Annotated in this window: 26 protein-coding genes and 1 other RNA gene; 23 read left to right on the top strand and 4 right to left on the bottom strand. The window is 37.5% G+C overall.

Annotated features, from left to right (window positions below; all coding sequences use genetic code 11):
• Positions 1-63 precede the first annotated feature (63 nt).
• From panB to NSS81_RS03125, 11 genes are all read left to right on the top strand, one after another.
• Positions 64-900, top strand: coding sequence for a 3-methyl-2-oxobutanoate hydroxymethyltransferase (gene panB / locus NSS81_RS03175; protein WP_342432110.1), 837 nt, complete (start codon positions 64-66; stop codon positions 898-900).
• The gene (gene panC / locus NSS81_RS03170) at positions 897-1,742 is read left to right on the top strand and encodes a pantoate--beta-alanine ligase (protein ID WP_342432109.1); all 846 of its coding nucleotides are present in this window, start codon (positions 897-899) and stop codon (positions 1,740-1,742) included. The genes panB and panC overlap by 4 nt, the downstream gene beginning before the upstream one ends.
• A gap of 41 nt (positions 1,743-1,783) precedes the next feature.
• Positions 1,784-2,167 (top strand): aspartate 1-decarboxylase, encoded by a 384-nt coding sequence (panD, locus tag NSS81_RS03165; RefSeq protein WP_342432108.1) that lies wholly within the window; start codon positions 1,784-1,786, stop codon positions 2,165-2,167.
• A 108-nt stretch (positions 2,168-2,275) separates the two neighbouring features.
• Positions 2,276-5,077, top strand: a complete 2,802-nt coding sequence (dinG, locus tag NSS81_RS03160) for an ATP-dependent DNA helicase DinG (RefSeq protein ID WP_342432107.1) — start codon at positions 2,276-2,278, stop codon at positions 5,075-5,077.
• Between the two features lie 48 nt (positions 5,078-5,125).
• Entirely contained in the window at positions 5,126-5,974 is an 849-nt protein-coding gene (locus NSS81_RS03155; protein WP_342432106.1) for a hypothetical protein, read from the top strand.
• A 133-nt stretch (positions 5,975-6,107) separates the two neighbouring features.
• Positions 6,108-6,278: a YpmA family protein gene (locus NSS81_RS03150; RefSeq protein ID WP_342432105.1), complete on the top strand. Its 171-nt coding sequence runs from the start codon at positions 6,108-6,110 to the stop codon at positions 6,276-6,278.
• Between the two features lie 14 nt (positions 6,279-6,292).
• Entirely contained in the window at positions 6,293-6,766 is a 474-nt protein-coding gene (locus tag NSS81_RS03145; protein WP_342432104.1) for a DUF5590 domain-containing protein, read from the top strand.
• A 27-nt stretch (positions 6,767-6,793) separates the two neighbouring features.
• Entirely contained in the window at positions 6,794-7,987 is a 1,194-nt protein-coding gene (locus NSS81_RS03140; protein ID WP_342432103.1) for a pyridoxal phosphate-dependent aminotransferase, read from the top strand.
• Positions 7,988-8,303: 316 nt separating this feature from the next.
• Positions 8,304-9,008: a DnaD domain-containing protein gene (locus NSS81_RS03135; RefSeq protein WP_342432102.1), complete on the top strand. Its 705-nt coding sequence runs from the start codon at positions 8,304-8,306 to the stop codon at positions 9,006-9,008.
• Between the two features lie 319 nt (positions 9,009-9,327).
• Complete coding sequence (gene nth, locus NSS81_RS03130) at positions 9,328-9,990, top strand: endonuclease III (RefSeq protein ID WP_342432101.1); 663 nt, start codon at positions 9,328-9,330, stop codon at positions 9,988-9,990.
• On the top strand, positions 9,983-10,399 hold the full coding sequence (locus tag NSS81_RS03125; protein WP_342432100.1) for a YpoC family protein: 417 nt from the start codon (positions 9,983-9,985) through the stop codon (positions 10,397-10,399). The genes nth and NSS81_RS03125 overlap by 8 nt, the downstream gene beginning before the upstream one ends.
• Before the next feature lie 30 nt (positions 10,400-10,429).
• On the opposite strand, the gene NSS81_RS03120 is transcribed toward NSS81_RS03125, so the two are convergent.
• Both NSS81_RS03120 and recU read right to left on the bottom strand, forming a co-directional pair.
• Positions 10,430-12,967, bottom strand: a complete 2,538-nt coding sequence (locus NSS81_RS03120; protein WP_342432099.1) for a PBP1A family penicillin-binding protein — start codon at positions 12,965-12,967, stop codon at positions 10,430-10,432.
• Between the two features lie 39 nt (positions 12,968-13,006).
• Positions 13,007-13,618 carry a Holliday junction resolvase RecU gene (recU, locus tag NSS81_RS03115; protein ID WP_342432098.1) on the bottom strand — a complete coding sequence of 204 codons (612 nt, stop codon included), beginning with the start codon at positions 13,616-13,618 and terminating at the stop codon, positions 13,007-13,009.
• A 195-nt stretch (positions 13,619-13,813) separates the two neighbouring features.
• On the opposite strand from recU, the gene NSS81_RS03110 reads away from it, so the two are divergent.
• The 3 genes from NSS81_RS03110 (at position 13,814) to NSS81_RS03100 (ending at position 15,865) form a co-directional block, all read left to right on the top strand.
• The gene (locus tag NSS81_RS03110) at positions 13,814-14,788 is read left to right on the top strand and encodes a DUF2515 family protein (protein WP_342432097.1); all 975 of its coding nucleotides are present in this window, start codon (positions 13,814-13,816) and stop codon (positions 14,786-14,788) included.
• A 353-nt stretch (positions 14,789-15,141) separates the two neighbouring features.
• Positions 15,142-15,411, top strand: a complete 270-nt coding sequence (locus tag NSS81_RS03105; protein WP_342432096.1) for a hypothetical protein — start codon at positions 15,142-15,144, stop codon at positions 15,409-15,411.
• 97 nt (positions 15,412-15,508) lie between these two features.
• Positions 15,509-15,865 (top strand): DUF1798 family protein, encoded by a 357-nt coding sequence (locus NSS81_RS03100; RefSeq protein WP_342432095.1) that lies wholly within the window; start codon positions 15,509-15,511, stop codon positions 15,863-15,865.
• A 74-nt stretch (positions 15,866-15,939) separates the two neighbouring features.
• Here the strand turns inward: NSS81_RS03100 and yppF are convergent, their stop codons facing one another.
• Positions 15,940-16,149 (bottom strand): YppF family protein, encoded by a 210-nt coding sequence (gene yppF / locus NSS81_RS03095; protein ID WP_342432094.1) that lies wholly within the window; start codon positions 16,147-16,149, stop codon positions 15,940-15,942.
• Positions 16,150-16,336: 187 nt separating this feature from the next.
• On the opposite strand from yppF, the gene NSS81_RS03090 reads away from it, so the two are divergent.
• Positions 16,337-16,891 (top strand): YppG family protein, encoded by a 555-nt coding sequence (locus NSS81_RS03090; protein WP_342432093.1) that lies wholly within the window; start codon positions 16,337-16,339, stop codon positions 16,889-16,891.
• 61 nt (positions 16,892-16,952) lie between these two features.
• Here NSS81_RS03090 and NSS81_RS03085 read toward each other — a convergent pair whose 3' ends face one another.
• Positions 16,953-17,651 carry a Crp/Fnr family transcriptional regulator gene (locus NSS81_RS03085; RefSeq protein ID WP_342432092.1) on the bottom strand — a complete coding sequence of 233 codons (699 nt, stop codon included), beginning with the start codon at positions 17,649-17,651 and terminating at the stop codon, positions 16,953-16,955.
• Positions 17,652-17,844: 193 nt separating this feature from the next.
• On the opposite strand from NSS81_RS03085, the gene NSS81_RS03080 reads away from it, so the two are divergent.
• The 8 genes from NSS81_RS03080 (at position 17,845) to rnpB (ending at position 24,550) form a co-directional block, all read left to right on the top strand.
• Positions 17,845-20,130, top strand: a complete 2,286-nt coding sequence (locus tag NSS81_RS03080) for a DEAD/DEAH box helicase (protein WP_342432091.1) — start codon at positions 17,845-17,847, stop codon at positions 20,128-20,130.
• Positions 20,131-20,227: 97 nt separating this feature from the next.
• Positions 20,228-20,707 (top strand): hypothetical protein, encoded by a 480-nt coding sequence (locus NSS81_RS03075; RefSeq protein WP_342432090.1) that lies wholly within the window; start codon positions 20,228-20,230, stop codon positions 20,705-20,707.
• Positions 20,708-20,895: 188 nt separating this feature from the next.
• Positions 20,896-22,176, top strand: coding sequence for a ribonuclease H-like domain-containing protein (locus NSS81_RS03070; RefSeq protein ID WP_342432089.1), 1,281 nt, complete (start codon positions 20,896-20,898; stop codon positions 22,174-22,176).
• Positions 22,177-22,277: 101 nt separating this feature from the next.
• Positions 22,278-22,373 carry a hypothetical protein gene (locus NSS81_RS03065; RefSeq protein ID WP_342432088.1) on the top strand — a complete coding sequence of 32 codons (96 nt, stop codon included), beginning with the start codon at positions 22,278-22,280 and terminating at the stop codon, positions 22,371-22,373.
• An 86-nt stretch (positions 22,374-22,459) separates the two neighbouring features.
• Positions 22,460-23,017, top strand: coding sequence for a CotD family spore coat protein (locus NSS81_RS03060; protein WP_342432087.1), 558 nt, complete (start codon positions 22,460-22,462; stop codon positions 23,015-23,017).
• 92 nt (positions 23,018-23,109) lie between these two features.
• Entirely contained in the window at positions 23,110-23,667 is a 558-nt protein-coding gene (locus tag NSS81_RS03055; RefSeq protein ID WP_342433914.1) for a DUF1273 domain-containing protein, read from the top strand.
• Between the two features lie 106 nt (positions 23,668-23,773).
• Positions 23,774-24,076, top strand: coding sequence for a cell division regulator GpsB (gene gpsB, locus NSS81_RS03050; RefSeq protein ID WP_342432086.1), 303 nt, complete (start codon positions 23,774-23,776; stop codon positions 24,074-24,076).
• Positions 24,077-24,157: 81 nt separating this feature from the next.
• An RNA gene (rnpB, locus tag NSS81_RS03045) (RNase P RNA component class B) lies at positions 24,158-24,550 on the top strand.
• The last annotated feature ends 29 nt before the right edge of the window (positions 24,551-24,579 follow it).

Here is a 24,579-nt window from a genome sequence, read left to right as displayed (position 1 = left end):
GGTCTTTTTATTTGCTCAAATTCGTTTTAATCCACTCTTCCTATTAATAAGGAGGGAATGTTGATGAAGCAAACGACTGATTTTTTAAAAATGAAAGAGAATAAGGAAAAAATAGTCATGTTGACAGCGTATGATTTTCCATCTGCAAAACAGGCAGAGCAGGGGGGGGTCGACTTAATTCTAGTAGGCGATTCTCTTGGAATGGTCGTACTAGGATACGATTCTACCGTGCCTGTGACGATAGAAGATATGATTCATCACACAAAAGCAGTAAAACGAGGAGCAAAGAATACATTTATTGTAGTTGATATGCCTTTTTTAACCTACCATTTATCAATAAAAGATACCTTAGTCAATGCAGGTCGATTAATTCAAGAAACAGGTGCCCACGCGGTAAAAGTCGAAGGTGCTGATGATGTAATAGAAAAAATATCTACACTAACAAGAGCAGGAATTCCTGTTTGTGCCCATCTCGGATTAACACCACAATCTGTTGGAGTCTTGGGTGGATATAAGGTACAAGGGAAGGATTCGCAGGCTGCACTTAAATTAATTGAAGATGCAAAAAAATGCCAAGAAGCAGGTGCATTTGCCGTTGTCTTAGAGTGCGTGCCAAAGCAGCTTGCTGATGAAGTATCCAAATCAGTAGCTATTCCTATCATAGGTATTGGAGCGGGCATTGATGTGGATGGACAGGTGCTTGTTTACCATGACATATTAGGTTATGGAGTCGAGAGGGTGCCGAAGTTTGTTAAGCAATATTACTCTTTAAATCCGTTTATTTTGGAATCCATCCAATCATATGTAAAAGATGTAAAAACGAATCAATTTCCTGAAGAAAAGCACTCTTTTAACATGAAAGAACGAGAACTTAGCGGGCTTTATGGGGGATTAAAATGAAAGTGTTTACAAGCATCAGTGATTTCCAATCGGAAATAAAAAAGAGGAAAGCACAATCTGAATCAATTGGATTTGTTCCAACAATGGGTTTTTTACACGAGGGACATTTAACTCTATTAAAAAAAGCAAGACAAGAAAATGACATTGTTATTTTAAGTATATTTGTTAATCCGTTACAGTTCGGACCAACAGAAGATTTTTCTACTTATCCAAGGGATTTTGAACGAGATCGGGCATTAGCAGAAGGTGAAAAAGTAGATTTCTTGTTTTATCCGTCGGCGGAAGAAATGTATCCAAATGAACCTTCGTTAAAAGTTGTCGTTCAGGATCGTACAGATGTCCTCTGCGGAAAATCACGACCTGGTCATTTTGACGGCGTAGCTACTGTTTTAACCAAGTTATTTAATATTGTAATGCCAACAAGAGCATATTTTGGGCTAAAGGATGCCCAGCAAGTAGCCGTTGTAGGGGGAGTAATCTCTGACTTTAATTTTCCTATTGAGTTAGTTCCTGTGGATATCGTCCGTGAAGAGGATGGGCTTGCAAAAAGCTCTCGAAATATCAATCTGCTACCATATGAACGGAAGGAAGCAGGAGTACTCTTTAAGAGTTTGTGGACAGCAAGGAAAACTATTGAACGTGGTGAACGAAACCCGGACAAGGTCACTTCCTTGATAAGAGAAATGATCGCTTCTGAAACGAGCGGACAGATTGATTACGTAGAAATCCTGACTTATCCTAGGCTTAAACCATTGGTCAATTTAGAAAGTACCTTTATCATTGCGCTCGCAGTTAAATTTACGAAGGTCCGCTTGATAGATAATTTAATCTTAGAGATTTAGGCATTTAGATAGCAGGAATTTAGAGGAGGAACAAAGCCAAAATGTTTCGACACATGATGAAGGGGAAAATCCACCGAGCAACGGTAACAGAAGCTAATCTAAATTATGTAGGCAGCATTACCATTGATGAGGATTTATTAGATGCAGTTGGTATGATAGCAAATGAAAAAGTACAAATCGTTAATAATAATAATGGTGCCCGACTCGAAACCTATATTATTCCAGGTGAGAGAGGGAGCGGTGTTGTTTGTTTAAACGGTGCAGCAGCTCGACTTGTTCAAAAAGGCGATATCGTAATTATTATTTCCTATGCGCTCGTGTCGGAAGAGAAGGCTGCAGCGCATAAGCCAAGAGTGGCGATAATGGGTGAGAACAACTGTATTAAAGAACTTATTCATGCTGAACCAGCATTGACAATAATGTAAATTTATCCCCGTTTATCGGGGGTTTTTCTTTTTTATATGTAATCTACTATAATTAGTTTATGATATGCTTAGTGTTACCGTTTTTATTGAAGGCCTGAGGTGTAAAAAATGTTAACTAAATTTGTCGTTATAGACTTGGAAACTACAGGTAACAACCCCAAAACGGGGGATAGAATTATTCAATTCGCTGCCGTAGTTGTTGAGAATGGAATGATCATTGAAAGATTCTCATCACTTATCAATCCTAACCGTTCAATCCCAACTTTTATTGGAGAATTAACAGGCTTAAATGACGAAATGGTAAAGGATGCTCCTTTATTTTCTGAAATAGCCTCCAAGGTCAATACAATGTTGGAGGGAGCCTATTTTGTTGCTCATAATGTATTATTCGATTTGTCTTTTCTGCAGGAAGAATTAATTCAAGCTGGATATGAAGGTTTTTATGGCTTCGTGCTTGATACAGTAGAGATGGCAAGATTTTTATTTCCGACTGCTGATGGATATAAGCTTTCAGATTTAGCAGAACAGGAGAACCTTACTCATGATCGCCCACATCAGGCGGACAGTGATGCCGAGGTAACGGCTGAGCTTTTAATCATTCTCATGAAGATGCTAACTGCATTACCAAATAGGACCATCCAGCAGCTTTCTCTTCTATCAGGAGGGCTCAAAAGTGACCTCCAACAATTAATGGAAGAGATACTTGCAGAGAAGGTTAAGGAAGTTGAAATTTTACCAGAATCAATTGAAATTCATCATGAACTGGCATTAAAAAAACTGGCGACTGATGAAATAAATATATCCTATCAAGATATTCATCAATATCCTGCAAGTGAAGAGGGAAAAATAGAGTTAGTAAAACAAGGAATTCAGTCTTTTGAAAAGCGGACCGGGCAATTTGTAATGATGGATGGTGTCTACGATTCTTTCCAAAATAATACACATGCATTGATTGAAGCTGGAACAGGTGTGGGAAAATCTCTTGGTTATCTTTTGCCTGTGGCTTATTTTTCCAAGCAAAAAATGCTTCCCGTTGTAGTCAGTACCCATACTATCCAGTTACAAGAGCAAATTCTTTATAAGGAGATTCCTTTACTGGCAAAGATGCTTCCCTTTAAAGTAAAATCCGTTTTATTAAAAGGGAGAAATCATTACCTCTGTCTGGAAAAATTCACAAGAGCGTTACGAGAGGAAAATGATAATTATGATACGTCCCTGACCAAGATGCAAATTCTCGTTTGGTTAACTAGAACTGAAACAGGCGATCGTGATGAATTGAACCTATCAAGTGGAGGAAATATTTTCTGGAATAAAATAAGGAATGAACAAACGAATCTCACACGAAATAATACATGGCTGGAAAAAGACTTTTATCTTCGCGCAAAGAGTTCGGCAAAGGATGCGGACATCATCATTACCAATCATTCATTGTTATTAAGTGAGCTGACTGGTGATAATAAGATTTTACCGGAGTTTGATTATGTCATTATCGATGAAGGTCACCATTTTGAAAAAGCTGCAAGCCAATTTGTCGGTCTATCATTAGATTATCTGTCTACTCGTTTGCTAATAAACCAATTTGGCCAGTATGAACAAAGATTGCTTTTTTACGAATTGGAGCAGTTATTTGCCGTTCGCAGGAATAAAAAGGAAGAAATAGCAGAAGCGGAAAAAATAAACCAATTGATGGCAGATCTTTCGTATGAAGTGGATGAATTCTTTAAACTAACTGCAATCTATGCTAAATCAAAATCCACAGCAAAAAAAGGAATAAACCGAACAAAGGTGCATTTTTCTCGAGAAGATGGCGGGAGAGAAAAAGCGGCTTTATTACACAGTGCAGAACGGTTTTCTTTTTTGCTTAAGGATATACAACTTGCCATTAGCAACCGCATAGATCTGATTAAAAGGGAACAGGATCTTCTTTCCATTAATCAAAAAAACAAGCTGGAGGAAATCATCTTATTTTTAACTGAACTGGGGGAACTTAGAAATACGGTCCAAGAATGCTTTATTAAAGAATCAAATTATGTGAAATGGATTGAAATAGACTTCCGCTCACAGCAAAATGTTACTACCTTTTTTGCTCAACCAGCTTTTGTTGCTGCTACGTTAAAAGAAAAGTTTTTTCAGGTGAAGAAAGGTGTAATTATGACATCTGCCACCTTAACCGTAAATCATTCTTTCGATTATATTATTCGCGGGTTAGGCCTTAATCCAGATTTGACAACAAAGATGAGTATTCCTTCTCCCTTCGATTATAAAAATCAGGTTCAACTGCTCATACCAGAAGATATACCAGAGATAAACGCAGTAAGCCTTGAGGAGTATGTTATTGCAATAACTGAGCATATTATCACGATTGCAGAAAGCACCAAAGGGAGGATGTTAATCCTATTTACGGCGCATGACATGTTAAGGAAAACATATGAACTTATTAAAGAAAGTGGTTTTCTTAATGATTTTGTGATGATTGCCCAAGGGATAACAAGTGGAAGTCGAACGAGGTTAACAAGGAATTTTCAGCGCTATGACAAAGCCATATTACTCGGGACGAGCAGCTTTTGGGATGGAGTGGATATTCCAGGTGAAGACTTATCGTGCCTAATAATAGTAAGACTTCCTTTTAGTCCACCTGATGAACCTTTAACGAACGCTAAGTGTCAACTAATTAGACAACAAGGTGGAAACCCTTTTGCTGAATATTCATTGCCTGAGGCGATCCTTAGATTTAAACAGGGCTTTGGTCGTTTAATTCGTACCGAAACAGATCGGGGTATTATCATTGTGTTTGATAAGAGGATTGTTACAACAAAATATGGAAAGTCCTTCTTACAATCCATTCCTCCTGTTCAAGTAAAAATGGGGGAAATGGATGATCTAGCAGCAAATATTTCCTCTTGGATATGATAATATTTGGAAAAATTACACATCCTATCATTTAAGGGAGGTTTGTGTATGAGAAGTTTATTTATTTTGGTGTTACTATTCTTTCAGCTAGGTTCAATCGGGATTGCCTCTCCTTCTCTCGACAGCAGTGTAGAAAACATTGATGTTAAATTAAAGGATCATGAAATGGCTGTGTCTTTTTTTGGTCTTTCAGATGGCGAAGCTACTCTTATCCAAGGTGCAAAGGGTGAAAATATCTTGGTTAATACTGGGGGAGAACAAACAAAAGCTGAATTGAAGGAAATGCTTGGCCTGTTTGGAGTAAAAAATATATCAGTGCTAATAATTACAAATGCCCAAAATCTATTTGCTAATCAAATTAATGAATTGATTACCACATATAATATACAGGAAGTAGTTTCAACAACAGAAATAACAAGGATTTTGACAAAACTTATAGACCCTTCTGCCCTTGTGGAGATTATTGCTTGGAAAGAAGGGTCCTCAAAGATTCTGTTTCCTGAGTTGACTGCAGAAGTCCTTTACGCAGGTTTGGGAGAAAATGAAGGATTAGATTTTACGTTGCATTTTTTAGAGCACCGTCTTTTTCTTATGACCTCGTCTAGTTCCGAAGCGGAGAAAGTATTTTTGAAAAGTGACATTCAAAACATTCATATATTTAAGGTTCCAAATTGGGCTGAGGAAGATTCTTTATCTGAAATACTGATTCAATATTTAAACCCTGAAATTTCGATACTTTTTGAATCAGAAAATCATCAGCCAGATCCAGAAATTATTAATGATTTAACCGATACATGGTCAGAAATCTATTTTACAAAAAATACGGGCACAGTTACGATAAAATTTACTGATAAGAACTATGAGGTTTTTACCATTGCTAACGAAACAGAGGATTAAGCAGAAATATGAAAAAAGCAGAAAAAAATTGTTTAAAAACCAAGTGATTCGCTGTCACTTATTTGTCGACACCTGTTATAATGATTGTTAAAGATTATTTCCAGTTGCTTTAAAGAGACAGAGGAGGAATAAAATGGAGTCAAAAATTGAAGTTCTTTCGACTGTAAAGTTACAGCACAGTCCAGACTTATATAAAATTGTTGATGCACTTAATAGATCATTGAAAGAAAAAGACCTGATGTTCGGATTAGCCCTTGACCAAGAGGACCAAAATAAAGCGATTTTTACAATCTATCGTACATAAAGAAGTGAAATGAAATGAAGAAGATTATCATATCCTTAGTAATTCTAATCCTAATTAGTATCGGGTTATTTATCAAAGTGTACCTGACTGCTGTGGATCCCGTTAGTGCTGCAGAAAAAAAAGCGGTGATATTAGCAAAAGAAAAGGTTCATTTAAGTGAAGTCGAGGACTTCCATATTTACAATGGTTTAGAAACAGTAAATGTCATAGAGGGAAAAAACAAAAAGGGCGATAATATTATTGTTTGGATTCCTGAAAAGAGCAAAAAGGTATTTGTTGAAGAAGCAAAGAATGGACTATCAAAAGAAGCGGCTGTTGAAAGACTTTATAATGAAAAAAGCCCTAAAAAGGTTATTTCTGTTCGATTAGGAATGGAAAACGATATTCCATTATGGGAAATCTATTATCGTTCTGAAAATAATTTAATAAACTATTACTATGTTCATTTTAATACAGGTGAGTGGCTAAAAAAAATTGAAAATCTATAAATAAATTGATTCAGGAGGAGAAAAGGAATGGAAGTCAGACTCGCAAATAGAGTAAGGGCTCTTACGCCTTCAACTACCTTAGCGATTACAGCTAAAGCTAAAGAGTTAAAGGATCAAGGGGAAGATGTAATTGGTCTAGGTGCAGGTGAACCGGATTTTAATACACCTCAGCATATTTTGGATGCGGCCGTTCAGTCCATGAATCAAGGGTACACCAAATATACCCCATCAGCTGGCTTGCCAACTTTGAAAAAGGCGATTATTGGGAAACTTAAAGAAGACCAAGGTCTCACATATAATCCAAATGAGATTATTGTGGCTAATGGCGCGAAACATGCATTATATACATTATTTCAGGTTCTTCTAAATGAGGGGGATGAGGTTATTATTCCGACACCCTTTTGGGTAAGTTATCCTGAACAAGTAAAATTAGCTGGCGGAAAACCGGTTTATGTTGAAGGTTTGGAAGCTGAACAATTTAAAATCACACCACAACAATTGGAAAATGCAATCACAGAGAAAACAAGAGCGTTTATTATTAATTCCCCGAGTAATCCGACAGGTGTTATCTATTCAGCTGAAGAACTGCTGGAATTAGGTGAAATTTGTTTAAAACGCAACGTTTTGATTGTCTCAGATGAGATTTATGAAAAACTGATCTATGGAGAGGAAAAACATGTCTCTATTGCCCAGTTATCTCCTGAACTAAAAGAACAAACAATTATTATTAATGGTGTTTCAAAATCTCATTCGATGACGGGCTGGCGGATCGGTTATGCTGCAGGGAACCAAGAAATCATTAAAGCAATGACAAATCTTGCTAGTCATAGTACATCTAATCCGACGACTACGGCACAATATGCTGCAATTGCTGCGTATACTGGTTCCCAGGACTCTGTTGAGGAGATGAGAAAAGCATTTGCAAATAGATTAGAAATCATTTATGATAAGCTAGTTGCGATTCCAGGCTTTACTTGTGTGAAGCCGCAAGGTGCATTTTACTTATATCCGAATGTGAAGGAAGCGGCAGAAATAACGGGGCATAAAGATGTCGACAGCTTTGTTGAAGCCTTGCTGGTTGAAGCAAAAGTTGCTGTAGTCCCAGGCTCTGGTTTTGGCACACCAGATAACATCAGACTTTCCTATGCAACCTCGTTAGAGCAGCTCGAAAAGGCAGTTGCAAGAATTCGGAAATTTGTTGAAGAAAAACAACGATCCTAACAAAATTACTTATTATAAAAGGCTCTGATAAAGGTTGATTTTGATTTTGTAACTCTGTTGATTGGAGCGGAAGGTGCGAGACTCCTGCGGGAGTACGTGGCCGGGGAGACCCCACAGGCGCTTAGGCGCCGAGGAGGCTCCCCGGCACGCCCACGGAAAGCGAAACACCTGGAGCAGAAATCAACAGCCTAGTTTAAATAAGAATGTTTTCAAAAAAGTCTGCCTTTGCAGACTTTTTGCTTTCTATTAAATGGCATCCTTATTCTCTTACTCGAGAGGTATGTTCATGTTATACTAATCAGGAGGTGTCATAAGAATGAAAAACAATATAGTAACATGGCTTCAAGAAGGTAATATTACAGTTCCAGCAACGCTTTTTTCCGAGTATCGGAATATGAACTTAAACGAATTTGAACTTGTTCTTTTATTAAATATTATTTCCTTTCTAGAAAAAGGACACGAATTTCCTACCCCGGAAGAACTTTCATCACGTATGACTATTTCTGTGTCGGAATGCAATGAGATGCTAAGAAAACTAATCCAAAGAGGCTTTATTGAGATTATTGATGAGTACTCTACTGATGGGATTCGTTTTGAAAAATATACAGTAAGACCTTTATGGGAAAGACTTGTTGAGCAGTTCCTGCTAAATAATCAAAGTACAAAAGAGGTAAGTAAAAAGGCGGAAGAGACAGACCTATACACATGCTTTGAAAAGGAATTTGGCAGACCACTATCTCCTTTTGAATGTGAATCTCTTGCTATGTGGATGGACGATGATCATCATGATCCAGTGATCATAAAAGCGGCATTACGGGAAGCTGTTATGTCCGGGAAGATGAATTTCCGCTATATTGACCGCATTCTCTTTGAATGGAAGAAAAACGGGATTAAAACCATTGAGCAGGCGAAAAATCAAGGGCGGAAATTTCGTCAAAAACAAACACAAAGCCGCCCGGTGCAAGAAGGAACACAACCATCCACAGCCTCAGTCCCATTCTACAACTGGTTGGAACAATAGAAGTAAAAAACGGGAGGAACCTTTCTCTCGTTTGTTTTATTTGGTGGGATTAAAGGCGAAAGTTGATTTTGCATACTGAGTTGATTGAAGCGGAAGGCACGAAGGACTCCTCGAAAATGCTATCGCATTTCCTTCGTGCGGTGCATATTCGAGGGAGCATATTCAATATCCTGCGGGAGTACGGGGCTGGGGAGACCCCGCAGGCGCTTAAGCGCCGAGGAGGCTCACCGGCACGCCCGCGGAAAGCGAAGTGCCTGGAGCTGCAATCAACGGGCAATTTTAACAGTGCCTTTTATATAAAGCAAAGTAGGTGAGATTTTTGTTAAATAATAAACAAATTCGTTATTGTCTAGATCAAATGGGCGACATGTTCCCTAATGCACACTGTGAACTGAATCACTCAAACCCCTTTGAGCTGGTAATTGCTGTGGCCTTATCAGCACAGTGTACAGATGTGCTTGTTAATAAAGTAACTAAAAAGTTATTTGAAAAATATAAAACGCCAGAAGATTATTTAAGTGTATCACTCGAGGAACTACAAAATGATATTCGTTCGATTGGACTTTTTAGAAATAAGGCTAAAAATATTCAAAGTCTTTGCCGAATGGTTTTGTCAGAATATAATGGAGAAATTCCAAGTGATCGAGACGAACTGACCAAATTACCAGGAGTAGGAAGAAAAACTGCAAATGTAGTGGTCTCTGTTGCATTTAATATTCCTGCGATTGCTGTTGATACCCATGTTGAAAGGGTAAGTAAACGTCTGGCAATCTGCAGATGGAAGGATTCAGTGTTGGAAGTAGAAAAAACATTAATGAAGAAGGTTCCAGAAGAGGAGTGGTCAGTAACACACCACCGGTTAATTTTCTTTGGCAGATATCATTGCAAGGCCCAAAAGCCCGAGTGCCCTAGCTGCCCGCTTTTAGAGCTGTGCAGAGAGGGAAAGAAGCGAATGAAAGGAAAGGCGGATGTAAATGGGTAAACCTATAACAATACCCTTCCTTAATGAATTAGAGTGGCTAACACCCATGGAAAGTCAAGATGAGTCCATCTCGCATCTATTAGAAGAGTGGGAGAAGGTAAAGCCGGAACTTGAAAGCCTATATCGAAACCGTGATCAAAAAACTACTATTCGAGGAATGAAGAAGGGGATAGCTTTATTCCTGCAGTTCTTGTTTTGGTCAAACGATAGGCAAATGTCTGCATTGGAAACTACTCCACTAATTCTATTAGACATTAAACCAGTTAATATAGATGAGCGATTAGGTTTTATTATTTCCAGACCTAATTTATTCCATTCCTATCGCCAGCTTTGTGAATTAATGGTTGAGCATGAAAAACTTTATGCAAAGAAAAAAGTAATAAAAAAAGCGTTCAAGCCAAAGGGCTGAACGCTTTTTTTATATGATCGAAACTTACAACTAATTATTACGTGATCCAGAATTAGTACCGCCGTTGCCATTACCGTTATTCCCAGGTACATTACCTGGGGTTCCGGGTAATGTACCTGGTGGGAATTCGCCGCCGGTACCATCTTCGTTTTCTTCTTCCTCTTCGTCTCCTTCATTTGGCTTCTCTTCCTCTGCCCCTTGCCCTTCTTCCTCTTTAGCAGGATTAGGAACTTGAAGAGATGTTTTGATGGAGTCACTCGTTTTTTCTCCAACCTTTGCAAGAAGGGTTAGTGTAAGTGATGCCCCAGGATTCGCAGGGATTTTTAAATTTGTCTCAGTAGTTGTAAAAGTCTTGGTTTCCGATCCATCATTGTTTGTGATGACAAATTCAACATCCAAGTTATTAGCATTTTTGTAATTCCATGAGAGTGTAATTTCATTTGTTGCTGGGTCATATGTTGCTTTTAAATCAGTTGGTGTGTCTAGCTTGTCATACTTAGCTGATACTGTTTTAGGTGCATGCCCTTTAACGGCATATTCAGTTATAACTTCACTTTTTGGTGTGAATTCACCAGCCAATACCGGTGGCATTGAGCCTTTTTCAATTCGCACTCTTTCCACACTATCAGGGACGGTAAAGTCAGGATTTTCAATATCCTTAGACACATGTTCCATAATACTTTTAAAAATATATTGAGCGATATTTTGATCATTTGCTACAACAGGTGTTGAAAGGTCTTTATAACCAGTCCAGACGGCTGCAGTATAATTCGTTGAATACCCTGCAAACCATACATCAGGTGCGGAACTGCTGCTCTTAATATCCCATTTTTCTCGATCAGCTGCACTGTAGTTCGTTGTACCTGTTTTGCCAGCAAGCGGAACGCCAGGGATGCTGGCTCTTCTGCCTGTACCAGGTGGTACCATAACGCTCTTTAACATATCTGTAACCATGAATGCTGTATAATCCTTCATAACAATCTTTGGTTCTGGTGCAGTATCGATTATAGTACCGTCCCTCAGCTTAATTTTACTAACAGAATGTGGTTTAGTATAAAAACCTTTATTTCCAAATGCACTATATGCGCCAGCCATTTCAAGAGGGGACACACCTTCTCTGAAACCGCCAATTGCATAGGATTCATAAATTTCCTTTAATGGGATACCTAGATTTACTGCAAATTCTTTAGCCTTATCTAAGCCAACAGCCTGTAAAGCCTGTATTGCTGTTGTGTTTCTTGATAATGCGAGGGCTGTTCGCATCGACATTGGACCCATGAATTTATTGTCATAGTTACCAGGTTTTTCGCCGGTTGAATAAGTAATTGGTTTATCCGAAATGGTTTGATAGGTTCCCCATTGAAGATATTCAATGGCGGGACCATAATCGAGCACTGGTTTAATCGTTGAACCAGGCTGGCGTTTTGTATCTATGGCATAATTAAAACCACGTTTAACCTCTTGATTTCTACCTCCGCCAATTGCACGGATCTCGCCAGTTTTTGTATCAAGAAGAACAACCCCAGCCTGGAATTCTTCATCAGGATAGTTAATGAATTCATCTGTATCAAGAACCTTATTAACCTGTGTTTGAGCATTAGGATCAAGTGTGGTGTAAATGGTTAAACCGTCTGAAAAGATATCAAGCTCACCTTGTTCTTGAACCTCATCAATTACGGCATCAACAAAGGATTCAAAAGGGGTTCCATCTCGTTTCCGCTCATCCTCCTTAAGTAAGGTTGCTGTAACGGGCACACTCTGTGCTGCTTCTTTATCTTCCTTTGAAATAAAGCCATGTTGCTCCATCAACATTAAGACGATATTACGTCTTTTTTCTGCCTTTTCTGGAAAGTCAAAAGGATTATAATTATTTGGACTCTGTGGCATTCCTGCTAGCTGTGCAGCCTCTGGCAGTGTTAGATCTTTTAATTCTTTGCCATAATAGATCTTTGCTGCAGTAGCAATCCCATGACTATTCTCCGAGACATAAACTTTGTTAACATACATTTCAAAGATTTGATGCTTTGTATATTCTTGCTCTAGCTGATAGGAAAGCCAAGCCTCCTCAACTTTCCGTTTTATCGTTTTTTCTGGAGTTAAAAAGGAGTTTTTTACAACCTGTTGCGTTATTGTACTGGCTCCTTCAGAACCAAACCCCTCCCTGAAGTTTGCGATTACGGCTCCAGCCAAACGGATGGGGTCTAAACCATGGTGTTTATAAAAACGAACATCTTCTACTGCAAGAATGGCGTTTTCTACAAGTTTTGGTATATCCTTATAATTTACATATTCGCGATTGGCGGCGCCAACTTCGGTTATTAACTCACCATTTTTATCTAAAAGCTTGGATGAGATAGGGTCCTTTAATAATTTCGGGTCAAGTTCAGGAGCATCCTTTACTAAAAAGGCAAAAGTTCCGATACCTGTTAAAACCCCAATAATTCCAAGTGCAACAAGAATGAGAAGAATCTTCTTTATAATGCTCGCAGGTTTCTTCTTAGCTTTTTGTTTACCCTTGGCTTGAAGTTTTTTTCGGCGCTCCTCTCTTGATTGAAATTGATCTGCCATGATAATTCCTTCCTTTCTAACAACACAAGATATCATTTGCTAAAACCTATATAAAGTATCTACTATCTTAATATAGTCAATTCGAGGATGAAATCCAAGTGGGATTAAAGTCCCTTTCTGCTCGATTTCTTCCTTGGTTATTGATTTTCTCCCGCCACTAATCATTCGGTCCCAAAAGGCTAACAAATGGCTGGCTTCCAGAAAATATACCTGTTCATACTTTGAAAAACGAAGGATCACAAAACAAATTCCTTCTTGATTTACTACTTCTTCCATGTGAATAATTTGGTGATGATGAAAATTTTTCAAAGGAAAAGAGGTGGGGTTCTGTGTTTCCTTTGCCTCAAAGTCGATATATCTTCCTTTGTAAATTCCGTTATAGTCGGTAGTTGAGGCCTGCTTGAAATAGGCCTCTTTAATTACTGCTGCACTTCTCTTTGGATAATCTACCTGGACAATTTGAACAGGTGTCGGCTTTTTATGGATAACTGCAATTTTTCTCTCCCGATAGTATTCATTTGTTTCATTTAAATCTTCTTCAAGTGTCATACCTCTATTACTATAGGAATTGTTTTTTTGATTCTTCCCCCTAGTATGAGAATCGGTATCTTTAGGAATATACCTTTTTCCATTTGGATAATTAAAATTCATGATAAGCACACCTCACAAGCTAAACCTATCATATCAAATCTTTGTCAATTACGCGTGTATAAATTTAAACGGTAAACACACTCTAATAAATACAATGTACATTAACGGTAAGAAAATAACATGATTCCTTTTTCACATAAATATCAGGCTTTAAAATTCTAAAAAACTACTCATTTAATCGATAGGAAGATGAATATGAATCATCTTACAATACAGGAGATTGAGATCGTCAGTCAAATTAGAAGTCAAACTGACAAGAAAAATCTCGATAATATTTCACGAACGGATGCCTATTTCTCATTTTTTAAACAGAATCCGGATATTATTTGGTCCTTCCTTGCAAGCATGGTCTCACGGAATGGAGGATGGAATATGTGTGACCTCGAAGGAACAATATTCCAGCAAATTTTAGAACCCCAAACAAGAAAACAACTATTTCTTACATTTGAGCGGGCTAATTGGCTGATATTTCACGATGTATACCCTCAATTATTGCTTTATCAATATTCGACGAAAATACAGCGCCCAATGTTTCATTTGCTACCATATTTTAATGTGTCCATGTTTATCCAAAGTGAGTGGTATAAATATTGGAGAGAAAGTAATAGGGAGCGACTAACCACTGCACTGATTATTAATGAACAAAATGTAATTCATGCACCTGTTATTCTGCATCCCGCGTATAAAAAGAAGGTGTTTCATTCGTTACTATTTAATTTTCAGGATTGGCTTCATTTCAGTTCTGTTCTTTTTCCTACTTGTGGCGGTGAGGTATATGGTGCAAGTGTAAATGGCTTTAGGTCACTTTCAAAAAGAATAAATCTCGGAAAAAGACTGGTTCGCATTCTAACACATCCTCGACTTTTTCCTTATTTTCTTGAGTTTGCAGAAAAAACTCCTCATACTGGGTCTCGAAATGACTACGAACAATATTTTAAAACCAGGACAAACCGCAAGACGCCTCTATTACGGGCAACCTTCCCAATCATGGAGCATCATCAGCATAAATACGAAGATTGGAGTAAACACCGGTTTATTAACCCCTTCTGGATGCACATGTCTGTTAAACATCGGCACCCAATCCATCTAACAGATTGGTATTATGAAAAATCAAACCAACTTGAATTGATGCTTACAATGCAAAGAGCGTTGAATCTAAAGAGAATGTAAAAAAGCAAGGGAATCCTTGCTTTTTGTTTGCAACACTTTTTATGTTGATGGACGATCTGGGCCATCAAGTTTTTTATCTCCATAGCCAACTCTTTTTTCTGCTTCGGAACTGCCAGGGACACTGTTTTGTTTCTTATTTTGCTGGTTCTTTTTTGACATGATCAACACCTCCAATTTTAGCTTGTACGATTTTGAATTTTTCATACGAGTTTAGGATTATGTCGAATAGAAAAATGATAAATGCCAGATTGACACTTTCTTTGACGAATAGCTTCTAGTTTTGTCAAGGTGGAAGGAAGACTTAAAAAGAAATAGAATTTAACCTATAAGATTAAACCGAGGAGGTTTTATATATGACTAGACCAACGCATGAGAAAGAAAAGCTGGTGACAATGTTAACTGAAATATATGACCAATTAGAAGAGTTAGAGCTGGTGCTGGAATCATCGTTCTCAGACCTTCGTATGTGCTTGAATAACGAAGAGTTAAAAAAAATCTCCGCATCAGGACAAAGACTATCGATGATGGAAAAGGAAATAGAGGAATTAAATCTAGCTGTGGATAAAGCTGAGACGAATCATAGTCAAGTTAAACGAGCCTTGAAACTTGAAATGGGTTTTTAGTTACCGCTAAAATGAGAATAGTATCACTTTACTTGAATTGAGTAGCTTTAACTTATAAGCTACTTTTTATTTTTTTAACTAGAAAGGGAATAATCCTATGATAGAGGAAATTGCTCATCTAACAAAGAAGCTATTAGACTTTAACCGCTTATGCCTCGAATACTATGAGAAAGCTAGAGAGACGGGGGTAAATGAGGATTTTAATGAGGTAGTAAGGCCTTTTGCAAATGAGGTAAAATTTACGATTACTAAATGGAGTATTGTGATGCAAGAATGGCTAAAACAAAGCCCGAAAAAGCATCTTCATTTAAAACAAATTGGTACAACTTCAGATCATTTGGAGCAGATATCAATCCAGGCCTTTTTCCCGAAAACTAGCCGCACAAGATTTTTAAATGCAAATCGGACAGTAGAATTTTTCCTGTTAGAAATATTAAAGGAGTTAGAAGAATAAAAAAGAGATGCATATGCTGCATCTCTTTTTTGTCTGTTAAGCGTAAAAGTCTAGGTGACTTACAATTCTTTATATTATGAGTTTTCGATGAGGGAGTTTTCCTTATTATTTTCAGGTATCACGGCGCCTTGGGTTTCTAATTCGCGCACAAGAAGTCGATATTCATTAATGTCAATTTCATTGTGAATATATGCTTTTTTAGCAAAATCCATTAGTGCGTTTACATCATCAGTATTATAATCACGACTTTGATTAAATTTGCCCTTTAATACTTGAATATCCATATGTATCTCCTCCTTCATCAATATTTTTAATAGTATCACGAAAAAAAAGGATTTTTAGTTTTTCAAATATTTAAACTTTAGACAAAATCCTCCGCAATCTGACATTGTAATTTAACTGAAAATATGCACCCATTCTCAAGAAGTATCATAATCTGTAGCAATGAAAAAGCGGAGGAGATGTTTGCCCATGTTTGGTAAAAATAGATCAAATAAATTTGTTAACAATGGATACTTAGGGCAAATGAATTACGGGAGACCACAATATTCTCAATCAAATGCATGGCAGTTTCTTCGTAATCAACAGCCATATCCTTATCAGTTCCAACCGCAAACTTATAATTGGAACCCTTATCAGCAGCAGAATCCATACATTCAACCTCAATACAATACCTATGAATCAATCTATCAACCTAGTTACGTCCAACCACCGCCTCACTATTTAGCAGCAAAGGGACAGTCTAAAGATGCTCAATTTCTTTTTCAAAATCCACTCCAGCCCCAGGATGAAATGACTGCAAACCCCTATAATCAAATGAATGGTTACCCAATGATGAATCCTTATCCGAAGCAAAATGGGAACATAAAGCAGCCTGGTGGAGTACATTCAATTTTAAATTCCTTTAAATCGCAAGACGGAACAGTGGACATTAACAAAATGGTTAATACTGCGGGTCAGATGATGAATGCCGTAACTCAAGTGTCCTCAATCGTAAAGGGCTTTGGAGGTATGTTTAAAGTATAAAAAGGAAGACGGTGAATAGCCGTCTTCCTTAATGTTGGTTTATGTCGAAAAATTTTTAGTGTTAGACTAGGTTTATTTCTTCCATTAGGACGTCAATATCTAATAACATATTACCATGGTCATCTACTTCAATTAATTCGTCTTTTTTCATCTTTGTCAGGGTTCGGCTGATGGTTTCGCGGGTCGTACCAATCATACTGGCAAGGTCCTTATTAGTAAATTCAGACTTGAGCAGGATTGTCCCATCCTCTTGCTCTTTACCATATTTTTGGGCAAGTCTGATAAGGAGTTTGATAATCTGCTCATATGTATTATTAAGAATTTGTTCTTCGAGTCGGTTTTGAAGATCAACGATTTTTTCCCCGAGCACTTTAAATACTTTAATACAAAGTTCAGGATTTTCAATCAGTACACTTTCAAACTTTGAAATAGGGATGGCAATAAGCGTTGATTGCTCTAGAGCCTCAGCATATGCGGGGTATTCGCCTTTCCTAAAAAAGCCTACATGAGGGAACATATCACCTTTTTTCGCTATCGTTACAATCTGTTCTTTTCCATTTATATCACTTTTGTAAATCTTTATTTTTCCATCATAAATAAAGTAGACATTTTCTAATGGGTCGCCTTGTAAAAAAATATGGCTTTGCTTTTTCCACTCTCTCGTAATAGCAATATCTGATATCTTACCTAATTCATAATTATTTAATTCTTTAAACAGCGTGAATTCAGAAAGAACCTTTATTACTTCTTCAATCCTCATTTCTCCACCTCCGCACACCATAAAATTTATAGAATCCTTTTCTTATTGTAACAGAGATTCCGATTTTATTTTAGTTTAGATAACGGTATTTTTTTAAATGTTTAAACTCGTATTTCTTTTTTTAAGGAAAGTTAAAGATATTACTTTCTTTACGAACGTTCATTCGCTAAAATAGAGTAAATGAGGTGAGTGTATGAAATTTAAAAAGAATTTGCAGGAAGTACTCGCAGATTTAAAAATAAATGATGCTTTTAAAGAAAATATCGTGACATGGAAGACAATTGAGGAAAAGAAAGCCCAAACCGTTCCACTTCCCGAAGATCTCCATCGTGAAATTAGAGCATCGCTTAAAAGTAAAGGAATCGAAAAACTATATACGCATCAAAGATCTTCTTATGAAAAGATTATGACTGGTAACAGCATTGTAGCGGTCACACCAACTGCCTCTGGTAAAACATTATGCTATAACCTACCTGTGCTTCAGACGATTCTTTCGAATCCAAGCGCGCGTGCACTCTATATGTTTCCAACAAAGGCACTTGCACAGGATCAGAAAAGTGAAATCAATGAAATTATTCAAGCTGCGGGTGTTGATATCAATAGCTATACATATGATGGGGACACACCAGCGAATATTCGCCAAAGAGTCCGCAAAGCAGGGCATGTAGTCATCACCAATCCAGATATGCTTCATTCAGCGATACTACCGCATCATACAAAGTGGGTTTCGTTATTTGAAAACCTTAAATTTGTCGTCATTGACGAGCTTCACACCTACCGAGGTGTTTTCGGGAGCCATGTTGCCAATGTTATTCGCAGGTTAAAACGAATTTGCCGCTATTACGGAAGCAACCCCGTTTTTATTTGTACATCTGCTACTATCGCTAATCCATTAGAGCTTGCAGAAACTTTAACAGAGGAAAAAATGGTTCTTATTGATAACAATGGTGCTCCCAGTGGAACAAAACACTTTCTATTCTATAATCCACCAATTGTTAATAAACCGTTAAATATAAGAAGAAGTGCCACACTAGAGGTCCGGAAAATTGCAGGTGAACTATTGAAAAATAAAATTCAAACGATTGTCTTTGCAAGGAGTCGGGTTAGAGTTGAGATTATTCTTACGTATCTTCAGGAACTGGTAAAAAACCAATTGGGTGTTAAATCAATTATGGGCTACCGTGGAGGGTATTTGCCTACTGAAAGAAGGAAAATTGAGAAAGGGCTTCGCTCTGGAGAAATATACGGTGTCGTCAGTACGAATGCACTCGAGCTGGGAGTTGATATTGGTCAGTTGCAGGTGTGTATTATGACTGGTTATCCTGGTACGATTTCTAGTGCCTGGCAGCAGGCAGGAAGAGCGGGTAGAAGGCATGGAGAGGCACTTGTCATCATGGTTGCCAGTTCAAGTCCGCTAGATCAATATATCATCCAGAACCCGGATTACTTTTTTACTAAAAGTCCAGAAACAGCTAGGATTAATCCTGATAATCTGATTATATTAATCGATCATATGAAGTGTGCAGCGTATGAGCTTCCATTTAAGGTCGGCGAGCAGTTTGGAAATGCTGGAACAGAAGAGTTGCTTGAATATTTGACGGAGGAGCGAATCCTTTATCAAAACGGTGATAAATGGTATTGGATGAATGATTCGTTTCCAGCTCATAACATCAGCCTGCGCTCAGCTTCTCAGGAAAATGTCATCATTATCGACCAGTCAGATGTTGCGAACAGCAGAGTTATTGGTGAAATGGACCGTTTTTCAGCGATGACGCTGCTTCACGATGAAGCAATTTATTTACACCAAGGAACTCAATTTCAAGTTGAGAAGCTTGATTGGGAGGAGAAAAAGGCATTTGTCAGGGAAGTTGATGTTGATTATTTTACTGATGCAAATTTAGCTGTTCAATTAAAGGTGCTGGATATCGACAAGCTCATCCAATTGGAGGATGCGGAATTTGGCTATGGGGATGTTAGTGTTCGAGCAATGGCAACGATATTTAAGAAAATAAAATTTGAGACACATGAAAATATCGGATCAGGACCAATACATCTCCCAGAAGAAGAACTTCACACAAATGCTGCATGGATCTCATTGAATCAATCGCTAGCCGAAATGGGGCATGAACGTTTAGAGCAGGGATTGGTTGGTACGGCCCATGCCTTAAATCATATTGCACCATTATTCGTGATGGCTGATCCACAGGATATTCATGTAATACCCCAGGTCAAGGCTGACCATAACGAGAAACCGACCATTTTCTTTTATGATCGATACCCAGGCGGTATTGGTTTAAGCGAAAAGATATATTCTGGTATGAAAGAAGTATTTACAGAAACCAAGAAAATGATCGATAATTGCCGATGTGAATCTGGTTGTCCATCATGTATCGGCGCAGATACAATGGGGGATACGGCCAAAAAAGATGCATTAAAAATTATTGATGCTTTTTTATTCCCTCGTGGAAAATCTGTATAATTATGTTATGTCGAATGTGTGAAGGATGAATTTACCAATACAATTCTCTTGCTTTTTATGATAAATTTAATCATAAAAATGTTTTGGAGGCTTTATTATGAAATTATTTATTACTATGCTATCTGTCTTATTTTTAATCACTGGTTGCGGTACATCCAACCAGGATTCAACAAATCAGGGAGATAGTAAAAAGATAGAAGAAACTGAGAAAGCAGAAAGCAAAACTAGAGAATTAACAGAAGAGGACAAAAAGTTTACAGAGATGTTTCTAGCTGAGGATTACGAAAATTTAATTACAGAAACTGTAGACTTAAAAACTGAATCACAAAAAAACTTTTATTTCCTTGCTTCTTCATTTAAATTAGAAAAAGAAATTCCTACGAAATCTTATATGATTGAAGGTACAGATAAAGTGAGTAATAGAGGTATTCAAACTGACTATAAAGTAATTATTAACAATATTAATAAAGTTACCTATCTTAATGAACAAATTGAGGATCGGGTAAATCAGTTAAAAGCATCGGCTGAAGAGAAAGAAGCACATTTTGCAGCACTAGCCGCGGAAGATGAAAATTAAAAATAATTAAGTATCTGAGTGGCTGAGAAGTCACTCTTTTTTTATGTCTGATTCACTCACGCAGTAATTTGAGTAAACAATTGCTATAATGAATTATATGTAATTTATATGTATGAACTGAAAAGTGTAAATGGGAAAATAATTAATCAAAGGTGAGTAATTTGTCATTAAAATCAAAACTAAATCGAATGAAGAATCATATTTCTCACGTAGGTGAGACGGAGACACATAAGTCGGACTATTCCCTATTAGGTAATCCTAATAAGAATATTGAGGAAATTCCTTTCCGTGAGACATGGAGAGAAATTAATGCAGAACCGTACTACTACGAAGGGGAATATATTTTTATTCGTGAAGTGAAATATCCTTTAGACCATAAACATGGTCATTATAAATTTTCTGATTTATATACAGCAAAAGAGGTTTGGACAAATAGAGATTTAAACCATCCATTTTCCATGAAAGACTTTGAAATGTCAGAGATGGTCTTTTTTGATACAGAAACAACTGGGTTAAGCGGTACAGGAACACAAATATTTTTATTAGGAATAGCTTATTTCACAGACAAGGATTTGACCTTGAAACAGTATTTTCTTCCATCTCCAAGTTCTGAAGTTGCACAATTTAACTATTTTTTGAATGATATTGGAAGATTTCGTCTCATGGCTAGTTATAATGGTAAATCCTTTGACTGGCCGCAATTAATAACAAGGCATACGCTGGTAAGGCAGAATGTTCCAAAGCTCCCAGCGTTAGGCCATTTTGATTTATATCATGCTGCTAGGAGACTATGGAAGCATAAGTTGGAACGAACGAATCTTTCAATAGTCGAAAAGGATGTATTAGGTATTGATAGAGTGGATGATATTCCTGGTTACCTTGCTCCAATGATTTATTTTGATTTTATTGAAAGCAGACAGCCAAAGGGCATACACGGAATTATGAAGCATAATGAAATTGACATTCTTTCATTGGTGACCTTGTATACGCATCTCACCTTTCAGTTGTGCGGAATGGACATGAAGCAAACACGAAAAGAGTCATTTGAAGTGGGCAGATGGTTCGCCGCCATTGGGGAGAAGGCCGAAGCAGAACAAGTATTGACGAAGCTCGTTGATGGCAGTGATGTTACCTCTTTACAAGCAAAACTAGCATTAGCCTATCACTATAAGAAAGAAAAGGACTGGGAAAGGGCGTTAAATTTATTTGTAGAAGTGGCAGATACTCTGGATGTCAATATGAGTTTGGAGGCATGTATAGAAACAGCAAAGATCTATGAACATAAATTGAAAGATTATTTGTCTGCAAGGGATTATTGTCTAAAAGCATCTAAATTAAACGAGGAGAGTCAATTATCAAAAGATAAAAAAGGAAAAGTAAATGACCAGCTTCAAAATAGATTTTTTCGCTTAGAAAAAAGGATTGAAAAACACTGTGAAATTTGTAACAAAATAGACACATTTATTTAGTGTTAAACCAAAAATTCCATATTGTTTCTAACCGTCGCAAGAGGTAAAATATAAAACTGTACTGAGTAAAACGACTATAAAAACAAAAAGGGGTATATTTAGTGTATAAAGCAATCTTATTTTTATTTTTTGTTGTCGTTTGTTTGACTGCAGTAGTTTTTTCAAACTTAAAAGATAGCTTTTATTCAATGCTATAAAAATAGGTGTTTTCATTAGTACAAGAATTTCCTTTCTATCATAGGCTGTTAATGTAAACAGAATATTTGAAAGGGGAGAGTTTATATTGTATCTTGGAACCAATTTTGCGCCGCCAGTCATCCATCCGACTAAACAATTAGTGAACCACACGTTCTCAACGACTGTGGTCCCGCATATTCATCCTGTACACACAACAACAATCAATCATCATCTGTTCCAGCATAAACACTATTGTCCGCAAACAGCTTCAACGTGTGAAGTGTGTTGTAATCAGCACGTTGATTGTTGTTGTCCTGGAGGTCCTATTCCTGTGGCACCAATGGCTACTGGTCCTGCACCAAGTAATGTTTTACCATCAACTAACGTTTTACCACCTAGACCAGGCTTTGGCCCAGGAGGCCCAGGCTTTGGCCCAGGAGGCCCAGGCTTTGGCCCAGGAGGCCCAGGTTTTGGCCCAGGAGGCCCAGGTTTTGGACCAGGAGGCCCAGGTTTTGGACCAGGAATGGGACCAGGCATGGGACCGGGCATGGCACCAGGAATGGGACCAGGCATGGCACCAGGAATGGGACCAGGCATGGCACCAGGAATGGGTCCAGGCATGGGACCAAGACCATACCCAGGTCAACGACCTTCCTGGAGATAAAAACATCAGCAAGGGCACATCTGCCCTTGTTTTTTCGTTCATTTTTGATATATGGTAGTAGATTCATCTACCCAATGAGGAGAATGACCTTGATTAAAGTAATAGCAATTTCGGGTTACAAAGCTTTTGAATTAGGAATTTTTAAAAAAGACCATCCATCCGCTACTTTTATTAAAGCAGCAATAAAAAAGGACTTAATAACGATGCTTGATGACGGATTAGAGTGGGTGCTAATTAGTGGTCAGTTAGGTACGGAGCTTTGGGCAGCAGAGGTAGTATTTGAGCTTCAGCTCGATTATCCTGATTTGAAATTAGCTGTGATTACACCTTTTCTAAAACAGGAAGACTCGTGGAATGAAACAAATAAGGAATGGTATGCAACGGTACTTGCTCAGGCAGATTTCATTGATTCCGTATCAAAAAAAGGATATGAAAAGCCCTTACAGTTTCGCGTGAAAAATCAATTCTTCATAGAAAAAAGTGACGCAATTCTTCTGTTTTACGATCAAGAAAAAGAAGGAAGTCCGAAATACATATACGAAATGGCAACTCAATATCAAAATAATCACGCCTATCCTATTCATTTGATTACATTTTATGACTTACAGTCAATTGTTGAGGAAGAAGAACAAAAGCGCATGGATTTTTAACTAAATTTTATATGGCCACAAACGATGTTTAAAAAGAAAAATTGACAAAAGTATATATTTTTGAGTAAATAATAATATTGATAGGTGAATACTGAGGTGAATTAGAATGCAGTCCGATAAAGTGAAATTAACAGCGAAGGAAATATTGGAGAAAGAATTTAAGACTGGTGTAAGAGGTTATAAACAAGAAGATGTAGATAAATATTTAGATTTAATTATTAAGGATTATGAAGCATTTCAACAGGAGATAGAAGACCTTCAACAAGAAAATCTTCGATTACGTAAGCAGCTTGAAGAGTCGTCAAGACGACAGCCTGTGACGCAGCCAGCTGGAACCACGAATTTTGATATTTTAAAGCGACTATCTAATCTTGAAAAGCATGTATTTGGTAATAAATTATATGATTAAATGATTGGAAATTCAGTTTCCAATATTAACCATTGAATTAATTGACGTAAATACATATAATAATAAATATATTCATTAATTACGTTCGGGTAATCGCTGCAAGGAGCATTTGTTTCCTTGTAGAGGAAAGTCCATGCTCGCACGAGCTGAGATGCTCGTAGTGTTCGTGCCTAGCGAATTCATAAGCTAGGGCAGTCTTATGGGCTGACGGCCGGGAAAATACCTAAGTCCATTTGGATATGGTATGAATACCTATAAAAGTGCCACAGTGACGGAGCCTTTTCAGAAATGAAAAGGGTGGAACGAGGTAAACCCCACGAGCGAGAAACCCAAATAATGGTAGGGGCACTTTCTCTTAGGAATTGAACGAGGAGAAGGACAGATTATTGTAATCTGTAGATAGATGATTACCACCTAAGTACGAGACGTTAATCGTCGTTTGCAGTACTCTGGTACAGAACATGGCTTACAGAACGTTTTTAATGAAAAATTAAATTTTAATT

Source organism: Neobacillus sp. FSL H8-0543 (assembly GCF_038592905.1).
Taxonomy (GTDB): Bacteria; Bacillota; Bacilli; order Bacillales; family Cytobacillaceae; genus Neobacillus.
Note: the sequence above shows the minus strand (reverse complement) of the source record. Positions and strands in the feature narration are given on the sequence as shown.